Source organism: Corynebacterium frankenforstense DSM 45800, assembly GCF_001941485.1.
Lineage (GTDB): Bacteria > Actinomycetota > Actinomycetes > Mycobacteriales > Mycobacteriaceae > Corynebacterium > Corynebacterium frankenforstense.
This window is the reverse complement of the sequence record NZ_CP009247.1, coordinates 2,445,665-2,458,334: the sequence shown is the minus strand read 5'-3', so window position 1 is coordinate 2,458,334 and position 12,670 is coordinate 2,445,665. Positions and strand designations below refer to the sequence as shown.

Annotated in this window: 12 protein-coding genes; 4 read left to right on the top strand and 8 right to left on the bottom strand. The window is 73.1% G+C overall.

From position 1 onward, the window contains the following. Positions 1 to 76 precede the first annotated feature (76 nt). From CFRA_RS10735 to trmB, 5 genes are read right to left on the bottom strand one after another with little or no spacing between them, the layout of a single operon-like run. Entirely contained in the window at positions 77 to 454 is a 378-nt protein-coding gene (locus CFRA_RS10735) for a DUF3054 domain-containing protein (RefSeq protein WP_075664652.1), read from the bottom strand. A gap of 46 nt (positions 455 to 500) precedes the next feature. Next, the gene (locus CFRA_RS10730; RefSeq protein ID WP_245797585.1) at positions 501 to 1,517 is read right to left on the bottom strand and encodes a lysylphosphatidylglycerol synthase transmembrane domain-containing protein; all 1,017 of its coding nucleotides are present in this window, start codon (positions 1,515 to 1,517) and stop codon (positions 501 to 503) included. A gap of 3 nt (positions 1,518 to 1,520) precedes the next feature. Then, a complete protein-coding gene (locus tag CFRA_RS10725) occupies positions 1,521 to 3,908 on the bottom strand; it encodes an MMPL family transporter (RefSeq protein ID WP_075664651.1) in 2,388 nt (795 codons plus the stop codon). Positions 3,909 to 3,923: 15 nt separating this feature from the next. Then, positions 3,924 to 4,598, bottom strand: coding sequence for an NYN domain-containing protein (locus CFRA_RS10720; protein WP_075665022.1), 675 nt, complete (start codon positions 4,596 to 4,598; stop codon positions 3,924 to 3,926). 8 nt (positions 4,599 to 4,606) lie between these two features. After that, positions 4,607 to 5,434 carry a tRNA (guanosine(46)-N7)-methyltransferase TrmB gene (gene trmB / locus CFRA_RS10715; RefSeq protein ID WP_075664650.1) on the bottom strand — a complete coding sequence of 276 codons (828 nt, stop codon included), beginning with the start codon at positions 5,432 to 5,434 and terminating at the stop codon, positions 4,607 to 4,609. Between the two features lie 191 nt (positions 5,435 to 5,625). Here trmB and CFRA_RS10710 point away from each other — a divergent pair, with 191 nt between their 5' ends. The 3 genes from CFRA_RS10710 to CFRA_RS10700 all read left to right on the top strand — a co-directional run bounded on the left by CFRA_RS10710 (position 5,626) and on the right by CFRA_RS10700 (position 9,251). Next, positions 5,626 to 6,936, top strand: a complete 1,311-nt coding sequence (locus CFRA_RS10710; RefSeq protein WP_075664649.1) for a hypothetical protein — start codon at positions 5,626 to 5,628, stop codon at positions 6,934 to 6,936. Then, on the top strand, positions 6,933 to 7,304 hold the full coding sequence (locus CFRA_RS10705; protein WP_075664648.1) for a hypothetical protein: 372 nt from the start codon (positions 6,933 to 6,935) through the stop codon (positions 7,302 to 7,304). The genes CFRA_RS10710 and CFRA_RS10705 overlap by 4 nt, the downstream gene beginning before the upstream one ends. Positions 7,305 to 7,430: 126 nt before the next feature. Further along, positions 7,431 to 9,251 carry a phosphoenolpyruvate carboxykinase (GTP) gene (locus tag CFRA_RS10700; RefSeq protein ID WP_075664647.1) on the top strand — a complete coding sequence of 607 codons (1,821 nt, stop codon included), beginning with the start codon at positions 7,431 to 7,433 and terminating at the stop codon, positions 9,249 to 9,251. Positions 9,252 to 9,319: 68 nt separating this feature from the next. Here CFRA_RS10700 and CFRA_RS10695 read toward each other — a convergent pair whose 3' ends face one another. From CFRA_RS10695 to CFRA_RS10685, 3 genes are all read right to left on the bottom strand, one after another. Continuing rightward, the gene (locus CFRA_RS10695; protein WP_075664646.1) at positions 9,320 to 10,192 is read right to left on the bottom strand and encodes a YwiC-like family protein; all 873 of its coding nucleotides are present in this window, start codon (positions 10,190 to 10,192) and stop codon (positions 9,320 to 9,322) included. A 103-nt stretch (positions 10,193 to 10,295) separates the two neighbouring features. Further along, the gene (locus CFRA_RS10690; protein WP_075664645.1) at positions 10,296 to 10,511 is read right to left on the bottom strand and encodes a hypothetical protein; all 216 of its coding nucleotides are present in this window, start codon (positions 10,509 to 10,511) and stop codon (positions 10,296 to 10,298) included. A 63-nt stretch (positions 10,512 to 10,574) separates the two neighbouring features. Further along, the gene (locus CFRA_RS10685; protein WP_075664644.1) at positions 10,575 to 11,363 is read right to left on the bottom strand and encodes a class I SAM-dependent methyltransferase; all 789 of its coding nucleotides are present in this window, start codon (positions 11,361 to 11,363) and stop codon (positions 10,575 to 10,577) included. A gap of 48 nt (positions 11,364 to 11,411) precedes the next feature. On the opposite strand from CFRA_RS10685, the gene CFRA_RS10680 reads away from it, so the two are divergent. Beyond that, on the top strand, positions 11,412 to 12,554 hold the full coding sequence (locus CFRA_RS10680) for a glycosyltransferase family 4 protein (RefSeq protein WP_075664643.1): 1,143 nt from the start codon (positions 11,412 to 11,414) through the stop codon (positions 12,552 to 12,554). Positions 12,555 to 12,670 lie beyond the last annotated feature (116 nt).

The following is a 12,670-nucleotide window of genomic DNA, read 5'->3' as shown; positions in this document are numbered from 1 at the left end:
TTCCCGGGCGCCCCTCGGCGGTGCCCCTCGGCGGCCCCTTCGGCGGTGCCCCTCTGCGGCGCGCCCGGGCCGCCGCCTAGCGGCGCGCCTCGACGGCGGAGGCGACCCCGCGCCAGCCGAGCATGAGCAGCGCGGACATGGTGCCGGCGACGATCATGAAGGACCAGTGCGGCACCGCGCCGTGCTTGACGCCCCAGATGGTCAGGCCGCACACGACGGTGATCAGCCAGACCATCAGCCCGCCGGAGCGCACGCGCCGGCCGTTGCGGCCGGTCAGCGCGGCCACGCCCCAGCCGAGCGCGACGCCGAGGGCGAAGGGCCACAGGGTGGACAGCCAGCCGGCGAAGCTCAGCGGCATGTCCTCGGACTGGTGGGCGATGCGCGCCAGGAGCGCGAAGACCCCGATCGCGACGATGTCCCCGGCGATGGCGGGGAGGTTCAGCTTCTTCTGCATGCCCTCCATTGTGGCCCACCGCGGCGCGCGCCGGAAGTCCGGGAGCTCAGTCGCGCCGGCCCAGCAGCCACTCGACGAAGAAGACGAGCCAGCCCACGGCGGCCAGGCCGACGAAGCTGAGCGCGCGGAAGACGAAGACGCCGCCGACCGCGGGGGCCGAGGGGATCTGGGCCAGCGGCACCAGCAGCGAGACCATCGCCACGTCGACCGGGCCCAGCCCGCCCGGGGTGATCTGCGCCTGGCCGACGAGCTTGGCCAGCAGGAAGGCCAGCACCGTGCCGGAGAGCGTCGGCTCGACGCCGACCGAGATCAGGCAGGCGTAGAGGCAGGCGATCTCGAGGCACCAGTTCGCGATCGCCCAGAAGAGCGCCAGCCCCAGCGTGCGCGGCGGCACGTCGACGGCGCCGAGCTGGTCGACCAGCTCGCGGAACTTGTCCACCCAGCGGTCCTCGGGCGCGCGGGTGAGCCGGTTGAAGCGCCGCAGCACCGCCTCGACCCACCGCCGCACGGTCGGCGGGTGCCGGCCGAGCCAGCGGAAGGCGGCCACCAGCGCCACGAGCACCGCGATCGAGCTGATCAGCGTCAGCGGGTTGATCGAGGCGTCGAGGAAGAGCACCGCGCACAGGCCGAGCACCGCCATGCCCGCCCCGGCGAGCACGCCGGAGATGACCAGGTACCAGGCGGCGACCACGGAACCCGCGCCCCAGGCCTTCTGGCGCAGGAAGATCATCGTCGCGGAGACGGCCGGCCCACCCGGCAGGGAGGCCGACCAGGCGTTGGCGGCCAGGCCCAGCATGTTCGCCGCCCACCGGCCGACGCGCACGCCCGCCCCGCGCAGCAGGACGACCATCATCTCGGCCTGCGCGTACATGGCGGCGGCCAGGGCGAGCACGCCGAGGGCGATCCAGCGCCCGTCGGCCTCGCGCACGTGGTGCACGCCCTTCTCGATGACGTCGGTGTTCGACTGCAGGGCCCACGCCAGGGCGGCCAGCAGCACCGCGACGACGGCCACGCGCACCCACGGGTTGCGCAGCAGCCGCAGCGGACCGTGCTCCGCGGTCACGCCCTAGTCCCGGTCCTCTTTGCCGAGGCGGCGCATCAGCTCGTCGAAGGGCACGAGGCTCGAGTCCTGGTCGGTGGTGCGCCCACCGCGGGCGGCCTCGTGGGAGTCGCGCGGCACGGCCGCGGAGACGGCGAGCTCACCGCCCTCGGCGACGGGCGCGGCGTCGTCAAGCACCGCGGCGTCGTCACGCGACGCCGCACCGGCACGCCCGGCGGCACCGTCGGCACCGTCGACCCCGCCCTCACGCGCGACGGCGCGCTCGGAGGCCACCGCCTCGCCGTGGCCCATGCGGCGGTAGACGGCGCGCACCCAGCCGGGCGCCCACCAGTTGTCTTCGCGCAGCAGGTGCATCACGGCGGGCACGAGCATCATGCGGATGACGGTGGCGTCGAGCAGCAGCGCGGCGATCATGCCGAAGGCGATGTACTTCATCATCACGATCTCGGAGAAGCCGAAGGCGCCGGCGACGACGATCATGATCAGCGCGGCGGCGGTGATGATGGAGCCGGTGTGGGCGGTGCCGAACTTGATCGAGGTGTCGGTCGTCTCGCCGCGGTGTCTGGCCTCGACCATGCGGGAGACGAGGAAGACCTCGTAGTCGGTGGACAGGCCGTAGACGATGGCGATGATGAGCACCAGCACCGGGCTCATCAGCGGGCCCGGGGTGAAGTTGAACAGGCCGCCGCCGAGGCCGTCGACGAACATCAGCGTCAGCACGCCGAGCGTGGCGCCCAGGCCCAGCAGCGTCATGATCACGGCCTTGGCCGGCAGGATCAGCGAACCGAAGACCAGCGCCATGAGCAGGAAGGTCGCCGCGACGATGTAGAGCGCCATCCAGGGCAGCTTGTCGAAGAGCGCCTCGATGGACTCGATCTCCATCGCCGGGGTGCCTGCGACGTAGACGTCCACGCCCTCGGGGGCGTCGATGGCGCGGAGGTCGTCGACCACCTGCTCGTTGTGGGAGCGGTCGGTCACGCCGGCGGAGAGCACGGTGGTGCCGTCCTCGGTCGGCGAGGCGGAGAAGCGCCCGGTCAGGTTCGGCACGGTGGCGGCCTGGCGGTAGACCTCGGCGAGCTGCCGGTTGTCGGCGCCGTCGACGACGAGCTTGACCGGCTCGGTGCGGAACTGGGGGAACTCCTCGTCGAAGGCGGCCTGCGCGGTGCGCGTGTCGTTGTCCGGCGGCAGATAGGTCTCGTTGATGCCGCCGAAGGTGATGCCCACGACCGGGATCGCGAGCGCGACGAGCACGCCGGCCACGCCGACGGTGACGGCCTTGGCGTGGCGCATCGCCCAGGCGGGCAGGCGCCACCAGACCGTGTCCTCGAGGCGGCGGGCCGTGCGCGCGGTGCGCCGCACCGACAGGCGGTCGATGTTGGTGCCGATCATGCCGAAGACCGCCGGCAGCACGGTCACCGAGAGCAGCGCGGCCAGGCCGACCGCGGAGATCGCGCCGTAGGCCACGGACTTCAGGAAGGCCTGCGGGAAGACCATCAGGCCCGACAGGGCCACGGCGACCATGCCCGCGGAGAAGACCACGGTCTGCCCCGCGGTGGCGGTGGTGGTGGCCACGGCCTGCGGCACCGGCTGGCCCTTGTCCAGCTCCTCGCGGAAGCGGGAGACCATGAACAGCCCGTAGTCGATGGCCAGGCCCAGGCCCAGCAGGGTGACCACGGACTGGGCGAAGACGTTGACCTGGGCGACGCCGGCGAGCGCGGAGAGCACGCCCAGCGAGCCGAGGATGGAGAGCACGCCGACGATCAGCGGCATCGCGGCGGCGACCACGGAGCCGAAGACGAGGATGAGCAGCACGCCGACCACGGGCAGGGCGACCAGCTCGGCGCGCTGGACGTCGGCGGCCATGCCCTCGTCCAGCGAGTCGGCCACGGCGGTCGCGCCCGCGACCTGCAGCTCGACGCCGTCGGGCAGGTCCTGGCCGCGCAGGTCGTCCTCGATCGCGCGGAAGTCCTTCAGGGTCTGCTCGCCGTCGCCGCGCAGGGAGACCGCGGCGAAGGCGGCGGTGCCGTCCTCGTTGATCAGCTGCCGGTTGTGGCCGTTGAAGTAGCTGGTCACCGACTCGATCTGGTCGGGGTGGGCCGACTCGATCCGCTCGATCTGCCCGGCGATCTCGGAGCTGGTGTCTTCGCGGGAGAGCACGCCCGGGTCCGCCGAATAGAGCAGGATGACGTCGCCGCTGTTGTCGCGGCCGAAGGTCTCCTGCTCGATCTGCGCGCCGACGGTCGAGTCGGCGCCCGGGTCCTCCCAGCCCTCCTGGCTGAGCCGGTCGTCCAGGCGCATGCCGAAGGTCAGGTAGAGCAGCGCGATGAGCGCGACGACGACCACCGGGACGAGGCGACGGTGGCGGTAGGCGAAACGCCCCCAGGCGTGGAACATGGTCTCCTCCCGGGTCTAGTCGGTGAGAGCGGTGAGCGGGCGGAACGGCTGCAGCCAGGCGCCGCCCTCGGGCAGGTTGTCCAGGTTGACGCGCGGCAGGGGCTCGCGGAAGACGCCGTCGATGTCCTCGAGGTCGACGAAGTCGAAGTTCTCCGCGTGCACGGCCCAGGCGGCGTGCTCGTGGAAGCCGAGGACGGTGACGGGCAGGCCCTCGTCGGTCAGCTCGTCGATGAGCCCGCGGAAGTTCTGCCCGTCGGCGGAGGCGACGACGAGCCCGCGCAGCGTGCCCTCGTCGTGGCGGCGCCGGATGTGGGCGAGCATGTCGGGGTCGACGTCGGAGTCGTCGGTGGTCTTCGGCTTGGCGAAGACGGCGAAGCCGATGTTGCGCAGCGCCTCGACCCAGGGGCGGACGTTCTCCGCCGCGCCCGGGGTGACGTTGGTGAACACGGTGGCCTCCGGCAGGACCTGCCCGCCGGTCTCCGCGCCGAGGCGCGCCGCACGGGCGACGAGCCAGCGGCCGACGGCGTCGAAGCGCGGCCGGTGCACGGAGGTGGGCCGCCCGCCGAGGATCGCGCCGAGGCCCATGTCGAGGTTCGGCGCGTCCCAGACCAGCAGCAGCCCGTCCGGTCCGGGCTCGGCGCCCTCACGGTAGGGGTGGACGGTGGCGTGCTCGTGGGTGCCTGCGTTCATGTGCGTCATTATCGCGCATCGCCTTCTTCCCGGTCGCTTTCCGACGCCGCGTCGGTCGCCGCGGGCGCGTCCGTGCGGCGCCACAGGAACTCCGTGATCTCGTGCTCGAGGCGGTGACCGCGACCCTCGAACTTGGTGATGACCTGCCGGTCGGTCAGGATCGGGCACTCCGGCCAGGGCCAGCCCTGGTACTCCAGCAGCGGCTCGACGTCGACGAGCTCGGCTATCCACTCCGCGTAGTCGGCGTGGTCGGTGGCCACGTGCAGCACGCCGCCGGGCTTCAGCCGGGTGGCGATCAGGTGCAGCGGGCCGGACTGGATGATGCGCCGCTTGTGGTGGCGGGCCTTGGGCCAGGGGTCCGGGAAGAAGACGCGCACGCCGGTGAGCGACGCCGGCGGGATCATGCGGGCGAGCACCTCGATGCCGTCGCCGCGGACCATGCGGATGTTGTCGACCCCGTTGCGCGTCAGGTTGCCGAGCATCTTGGCCAGGCCGGGCTTGTAGAGCTCGGCGGCGATGACGTTGGTGCCCGGTTCCGCCAGCGCCATGGCGACGGTGGAGGTGCCGGTGCCGGAGCCGATCTCGAGGACGGTCGGCGCGTCGGTGCGTCCGAACCAGGCGTCGTAGTCGATCGGACCGGAGTCCTCGGTGAGCACGGTGCCCAGCTCGGGGAAGCGCTCCTGCCAGAGGGCCTGCTGGTTGTCGGTCAGCGTGCCGCGTCGGAAGGAGACGGTGCCCAGGCGCGGGTAGTCCAGACCGTCGTGGAACTCGGTCTGCGGGGGCCGCCCGGCGGGCAGCTCGCCGACGCCGCGGCCGGTCGTGTCGGGGGTGGTCATTGGCCTCATTGTTCCCGTAGGTCCCGTGAACTTCAATTCATCTCTCCCGTGACGTCGGTTGCGGCGGGTGGGGTGGTTGCGCCCCGGGCGGCCGCGGCGGTTGCGTCCCGGGCGGGCGCAGCGGTTGCGCGCCGGGCGGGCGCGGGGGACGATGCGGGCAACGCACGGGGTGCCGGGGGAGGGGGAGCACCGTGGCCGAGACGCCGCCGATCTTCGCGGCGGTCGCCGACTGGGTGGCCGCCCGCCCGCTGGGCTGCCCGGCCGCCGCGGCGCTCACCGACGTCCTGCACGCGCTGACCGGCCCGCCGCGCACGGCGCTCACGACGCTCGACGCCGCCGCTCAGCCTGAGCTGGCCGCGGTGGCCGCCGAGTTCGGCTGCGCCCGCCCGGCCTGGCCCGTCGTCGGTGCGGGTGTCGACGCCGTCGTGCTCGTCCACCCCGGCCCGCTGCCGCCCGGGACCGCCGCGCGCCTGGCCTGCGGGCCGCAGCTGTTCTGCGTGGTGGACTCCGCCGCCGAGGCCCGCGCGGCGCTCGCCGCCGGCGTGGACCCCGCCGCGCTCCTGGCGACCCGGGCGCGCATCCTCGCCGGCGAGCTGCGGGCCCTGGCCCACCGCCTGCCCCGCCTCGCCGCCCCGCTGCAGGAATTGGCCTCCCTTTCCCCGGGAGAGATTGACGACGCCCGCGGTGCCGGCGCCGCCGGTTCCGTCACCGCCTCCGTCGCCGGTGGTGCGGCGGTCGCCGTGGCCGGCCCTGACGCGCAGGCCTGCCGCCGGGTGGCCGCGCGCCTGCGCGCGGGAGGGGTGGAGGTCGCCGGTCCGGGCGCGGCGGTGCTCGTCGCCGTCGCCCCGCCCGGCGGGTGGACGCCCGCCGATCACGCGGCACTCGCCGCGGCGGGGGAGGGGCGCGCGGTCTACTCCACCGCGGCTTTGCCGGCGGGCGTCCCCGGCGAGCACGTCGCGGAGGGCGACCTCGTCGCGCGCCTGGCCGCTCCTCTTCCTCCCGCACCCGACGGGCGGGCCTGGCGGACCGCGGCCGGGGTGGTCACCCGGCGCCGGCTGGCAGGACTCGACCGGGAGCTCGTCCGCGCGCTCGCCGCCGGCGACCCGGAGTCCGGTCACCGCATCCTCGCCGGGGTCGCCTCGGAGGCACGGTCCGGCGTCCCAGCGCGGCGTGAGGCCGAACTGCGCGGGGCGCTGGGTGAGGCGCTGCTGGTCGCCCTGCCCGCCGCCGTCGGGGCGGGCCTGGCCGTCGGGCGCACGCTGGGGGCGGGCGCGGGCGTGCTGGCCGCCGTGCTCGCGGGGCTGCTCATCGGTGCCGTGCGGGGGCTGACGGCCCACCGCCGGCGCGGGCGGGCCGGTCTGGTGCGCGCCGTGGAGGACCTGCGGGCCCGCGCCCGGTCCACCGGGCCGGCGGCGTCCACCGGGCCCGCCGGCCCGGCCGGTGCCGGGGTGCGCTGGCTGCGCCGCCGCGGCACCGGGGTCACGGGCGGAGGTGCCGGATGACCGGGTGGTGGGAGTTCCTCCTCGGCGACCCGGGCGCCACGGTCGGCACCGGCGCCGCGGCCGACTCCGGCGGGCCGGGGGCCGTGGGCGAGCCGGGCGGCTCGGTGGTCGCCGGGCTGCCCGGCGCCGGGGACACGCTCGCCGTCGTCGCCGACCTCGACGGCGACGGTGTGGCCGACCACGCCACCGTCGTCGACGCGCGGGGCCGTCCCTTCGTCTTCGTCGCCGGGCCCGCCGACGGTGACCCGCACGACGTCGGAAATCTCACGTCCGACGAAGCGGGACCACCGCATACCCCCGAAAGTGGTACGACATCGGTGGACGATCCCGCAGGAAACCGCCGTTGGTTCTGGGTTTCCGGCCCATGACAGACGTCCAAAAGTGATATTTGTCGTGGCCACGTTCAGCGGGCGGCGCGATCACACACGGATCATTACTCTTGAGTATGTACGTGCAGATCCGAAAAGACGTGACCCTGAACCAGGAGTTTAAGTATGGCCACTGAGATCAAGGGCCTGGTCGGCCCGGCTCCCACCGAGAACGAGAAGCTGCTCGAGTGGATCGCTGACGCGGTCGAGCTCTTCGAGCCGGAGAAGGTCGTCTTCGCCGACGGTTCCCGTGAGGAGTGGGACCGACTGACCACCGAGCTCGTCGAGGCCGGCACCCTCATCCGGCTGAACGAGGAGAAGCGCCCGAACAGCTTCCTCGCCCGCTCGAACCCGTCCGACGTCGCCCGCGTCGAGTCCCGCACCTTCATCTGCACCGAGACCGAGGACCAGGCCGGCCCGACCAACAACTGGGCCCCGCCGCAGGCGATGAAGGAGGAGATGCTCGACAAGTACAAGGGCTCCATGCACGGACGCACCATGTACGTCGTGCCCTTCTGCATGGGCCCGATCAGCGACCCGGAGCCCAAGCTCGGCGTCCAGCTGACCGACTCCGCCTACGTCGTGCTCTCGATGTCCATCATGACCCGCATGGGCTCCGAGGCCCTGGACAAGATCGGCAAGGACGGCGAGTTCGTCCACTGCTACCACTCCGTGGGTGCCCCGCTCGAGCCCGGCGAGGAGGACGTCGCCTGGCCGTGCAACGACACCAAGTACATCACCCAGTTCCCCGAGACCAAGGAGATCTGGTCCTACGGCTCCGGCTACGGCGGCAACGCCATCCTGGCCAAGAAGTGCTACGCGCTGCGTATCGCCTCCGTGATGGCCAAGGAGGAGGGCTGGATGGCCGAGCACATGCTCATCCTGAAGCTCACCAGCCCGGAGGGCAAGGTCTACCACGTCACCGGCGCCTTCCCGTCGGCCTGCGGCAAGACCAACCTGGCCATGATCACCCCGTCCATCGAGGGCTGGAGCGCCGAGGTCGTCGGCGACGACATCGCCTGGCTGCACCTGCGTGAGGACGGCCTCTACGCCGTCAACCCGGAGAACGGCTTCTTCGGCGTCGCCCCGGGCACCGACTACAACTCCAACCCGATCGCCATGAAGACCATGGAGCCGGGCAACACCCTGTTCACCAACGTCGCGCTCACCGACGACGGCGACGTCTGGTGGGAGGGCATGGGCGAGGCCCCCGACCACCTCATCGACTGGAAGGGCAACGACTGGACCCCGGACTCCAGCGAGAAGGCCGCCCACCCGAACTCCCGCTACTGCGTGCCGATCAAGCAGTGCCCGACGGCCGCCCCGGAGTACGACGACTGGAAGGGCGTCAAGATCGACGCCATCCTCTTCGGTGGTCGCCGCCCCGACACCGTCCCGCTGGTCACCCAGGCCCACAGCTGGCAGCACGGCACCATGATCGGTGCGCTGCTGTCCTCCGGCCAGACCGCCGCCGCCGAGGGTGCCGTGGGCACCCTGCGCCACGACCCGATGGCCATGCTGCCGTTCATGGGCTACAACGCCGGTGAGTACCTGCAGAACTGGATCGACATGGGCAAGCGCGGCGGCGACAAGCTGCCGGCGATCTTCCTGGTCAACTGGTTCCGCAAGGACGAGAACGGCAAGATCATCTGGCCCGGCTTCGGCGACAACTCCCGCGTGCTGAAGTGGATCGTCGACCGCATCGAGGGTCGCGTCGGCGCCGACGAGACCGTGGTCGGCCACACCGCCCGCGCCGAGGACCTCGACCTCGAGGGCCTGGACACCACCGTCGAGGAGGTCAAGTCCTGCCTGACCGCCCCGGCCGAGAAGTGGGAGGCCGACCTCGAGGACAACCAGGAGTACCTGACCTTCCTGGGCAAGCACGTCCCGCAGGAGGTCTGGGACGAGTTCGGCAAGCTCAAGGAGCGCATCGAGAGCGCCAAGTAGGCCTGCCCGCCACTCGGATCTGAGACCCCGTCCCCGCGTGGGGGCGGGGTCTCCGCGTGCGCGGGTCTCTACAACGCCGCGCAGAGCGCGCCGACGCAGACCAGCAGCAGCGGCGGGTTCTCGCGCAGGCCGACCTGCTTGGGCGTGAACTTCTCGCCGCCGGCGGCGCGGTGCGGGTACCACCAGGAGCGAGCCAGCGCCCAGACCATCGCCGCGGTCAGCAGCACGCCGGCCGGCCACATCGGGCGCAGCCAGGCGATCAGCGCGACCGTGACCAGCAGGGCCACCGCGTGGTAGCCGATGGAGGCGGCGAGGTAGCGCCGGTTGCCCTTCTCCCGGATCATCGACTTCACGTAGGTCACCGCCCCGGAGAAGAACATGGCCAGCACCACCGTGCCCAACCACGCCGTGCGCGGGACCTCCCCGAGCGTGCCGTGGGCGCCGACCTGCACGAGCACCGGCACCAGCAGCGCGGAGGCGATCGTCGTCGAGACCCCCGAGAGCGTCGAGCGCGGCCGGCCGAGCAGCGTCTCCACGCAGGCGACCGCGATGAGCGGGCCGAAGAAGAGCGCCCACCAGGCCAGCTGGGGCTGTAGGGCGAGGGCGAGGAGCCCGGCGACGCCGGCGACCGCGCCGTAGACGTAGACCGGGGTGACGTACTGCCTGCGCCGCTCCGGGGTGCGCGCCTTGGCCGTCAGCCCGAAGGCGAAGAACGCGCCGTAGCCGAAGAACCAGGCCACGAGCACGGCGAGCAGCACCGCGAGCGCGCGGGCCGGCGCGTCCGCGCGGACGAAGTGGACCACCGCGGCGATCGTGCCGACCACCGCCGGGGAGATCAGCATCGCCCACGCGCCGTGCTGGTTGGGCAGCCACGGCGAGATGCCGTGGCGCCGCTTCCTGCGGGTTCCGGGGTGGTGTCGGGTCGTCTCTGCGGTGTTCACGGCCCTGAGCCTAGCATCATCCGAAAGTTTGAAACCGGGTGGGCCGTGTTTAATTGGGCCGTGTCTAATGCGGCGTCCGGCGTGACGCGCCGACGCCGGGGAGCTACATCGGCCAGGCGAAGGCGGTCAGGATCGCGGCGGCCAGCAGCAGCCAGGCCCGCCGGCGCGCGGCGACCACGCCGCCGACGACGATCGCCACCGTGGTCAGCGCCGCATGCGCCCAGTTCATGGCCTGCGGGGCCTGGTCGCCGGTGAACGGCGCGCAGAGCCACACCGCGGCGATGAGCAGCCACGCGATGATGTTCGGGGCCTGGCGCACGGTGGTCCTCCCCGGACGACGGTCAGGTACGTCGGCGAGGTTAGCGCGCCCGCACCCGGGCGTCTAGGACTTGCGCAGCACGATGACCAGATTGCTCACCAGGAACTCCCGCAGCCCCGGCACCCGCGTGACCCACCACGCCCAGCGCGGGTGGTAGCGCGGGAATAGGCCGACGACCTCGGCCGCCCCCGAGTCGGCCACCGGGCGCGCCCAGCGCAGCCCGTCCGCGCACGAGACGGCGAAGAGCGAGCGGCCGAAGACGTTCTTCGGCTCGTGGCCGTGCCGGCGCGTGTAGCGCTCGCGCGCGAAGTCGCCGCCGACGTAGTGCTCCCACAGCCCCGTCTCGTGTCCGCCGAAGGGGCCCAGCCACACCGTGTAGCTGAGAACCGTCAGCCCGCCGGGGCGGGTCACCCGCAGCATCTCGGAGCCCATCGCCCACGGGTCCGGCACGTGCTCGGCGACGTTCGAGGAGTAGACGACGTCGAAGGCGCCGTCGCGGAAGGGCAGCGCCTCGCCGGCGCCGCGCACCGAGGCCGCCACCCGGATGCCCGCGGCCGCCATCTCCCCGGCGTCCGGTTCGAGCCCGACGTAGTGCGCCCCGCGCCGGGCGAAGGCCTCGGCGAAGTATCCCGGGCCCCCGCCCACGTCGAGCACGCGCGCCCCACGCAGGGCGGGCGCGGCGTCGTCAATCGAACCGGAGGCGTCGGCGACCAGGCAGCCGAGAAGCCCCGCGGTGTCCTCGGCGAGGTGGCCGTAGAAGCGCGCGGGGTCGGTCTGCTCGACGCGGACGTCGCGCAGCAGGGCGAGCGCGCGCGGCAGCGTGGCCCGCGCGCGGGTGTGGGGCAGGTCCATGACCGCCAGGCTAGTGCGGCGCGCGCGCCGGTTAGGCTGGGAGGCCACATGAAGATCCTGCTGTTGTGCTGGCGCGACACCGCCCACCCCCAGGGCGGCGGCTCCGAGCGCTACCTCGAACGCGTCGGGGCGTATCTCGCGCGCCACGGCCACGAGGTCGTCTACCAAACCGCCGTCTACCCGGGCGCGGCCCGCCGCGAGGTCCGCGACGGCATGACCTTCTCGCGCGCCGGCGGGCGCTACACCGTCTACGTCCGCGCCGCCGTCGCGATGCTCGCCGGGCGCCTCGGCCTCGGGCCCCTCAGGGACGTCGATGCCGTGGTGGACACGCAGAACGGCATCCCGTTCTTCGCCCGCGTCTTCGCCGGCCGCCCCACCGTGCTTTTGACCCACCACTGCCACCGCGCGCAGTGGCCGGTCGCCGGGCCCGTCATCGGCAGGCTGGGCTGGTGGCTCGAGTCGTGGCTGGCCCCGCGCGTCTACCGCGGCGCGCCCTACGTGACCGTCTCCGCCTCCAGCCGTGGCCAGCTCGTCGAACTCGGCGTGGACCCGGGCCGCATCCGCATCGTCGCCAACGGCGTCGACCCGCTCGAGGTCCCCGACGTCGGCACCGGCGCCGACACCGACGCCCCACCGGCGACCGCCCCCGTGCCCGACGCCCCCGTGCGCGTGGTGACGCTGTCGCGCCTGGTGCCGCACAAGCGCATCGAGCACGCCATGGCCGCCGTCGCCGAGCTGCCCGGGGTGGTCCTCGACGTCATCGGCTCCGGCTGGTGGGGCCCGCGCCTGCGCGAGCACGCCCGCGACCTCGGCGTGGAGGACCGCGTGGTCTTCCACGGCCAGGTCGACGAGGCTACAAAGCACCGCATCCTCGCCGGCGCGGCGCTGCACCTGATGCCCTCGGCCGCCGAGGGCTGGGGCCTGGCCGTCGTCGAGGCCGCCCAGCACGGCGTGCCCACCGTCGGTTACGCCGCCTCCGGCGGGCTGCGCGACTCGATCGACCACGGCCGCACCGGCGTGCTCGTCGAGCCCGACGACCCGCGCGCGTTCACCGCCGCCGTGCGTTCATTGCTTGACGACGACGCGGTGCGCGCCGCGATGGGCGAGCGTGCGCGTGCGTGGGCCGCCGGCTTCTCCTGGGCGGACACCGGCGCGGCCTTCGAGGAGCTGCTCGCCGAGATCGCGCGGTGACGCCGGGGCCGGCCGCGGCGCCGGGCGCGGCGCGGTGACCGGTGGGTTTCGCCCGCGTGACGCGGCGGTGAATTCCCTTTTCTTGCGCTGCAAGTGTCCTGAACCGCGGCTATGAA

Bases quoted from the DNA above. Each gene is read 5' to 3' on its own strand.
- CFRA_RS10705 (WP_075664648.1), top strand. From the start codon at position 6,933: ATGACCGGGTGGTGGGAGTTCCTCCTCGGCGACCCGGGCGCCACGGTC.
- CFRA_RS10735 (WP_075664652.1), bottom strand. From the start codon at position 454: ATGCAGAAGAAGCTGAACCTCCCCGCCATCGCCGGGGACATCGTCGCG.
- CFRA_RS10700 (WP_075664647.1), top strand. From the start codon at position 7,431: ATGGCCACTGAGATCAAGGGCCTGGTCGGCCCGGCTCCCACCGAGAAC.
- CFRA_RS10680 (WP_075664643.1), top strand. From the start codon at position 11,412: ATGAAGATCCTGCTGTTGTGCTGGCGCGACACCGCCCACCCCCAGGGC.
- CFRA_RS10720 (WP_075665022.1), bottom strand. From the start codon at position 4,598: ATGAACGCAGGCACCCACGAGCACGCCACCGTCCACCCCTACCGTGAG.
- trmB (WP_075664650.1), bottom strand. From the start codon at position 5,434: ATGACCACCCCCGACACGACCGGCCGCGGCGTCGGCGAGCTGCCCGCC.
- CFRA_RS10725 (WP_075664651.1), bottom strand. From the start codon at position 3,908: ATGTTCCACGCCTGGGGGCGTTTCGCCTACCGCCACCGTCGCCTCGTC.
- CFRA_RS10685 (WP_075664644.1), bottom strand. From the start codon at position 11,363: ATGGACCTGCCCCACACCCGCGCGCGGGCCACGCTGCCGCGCGCGCTC.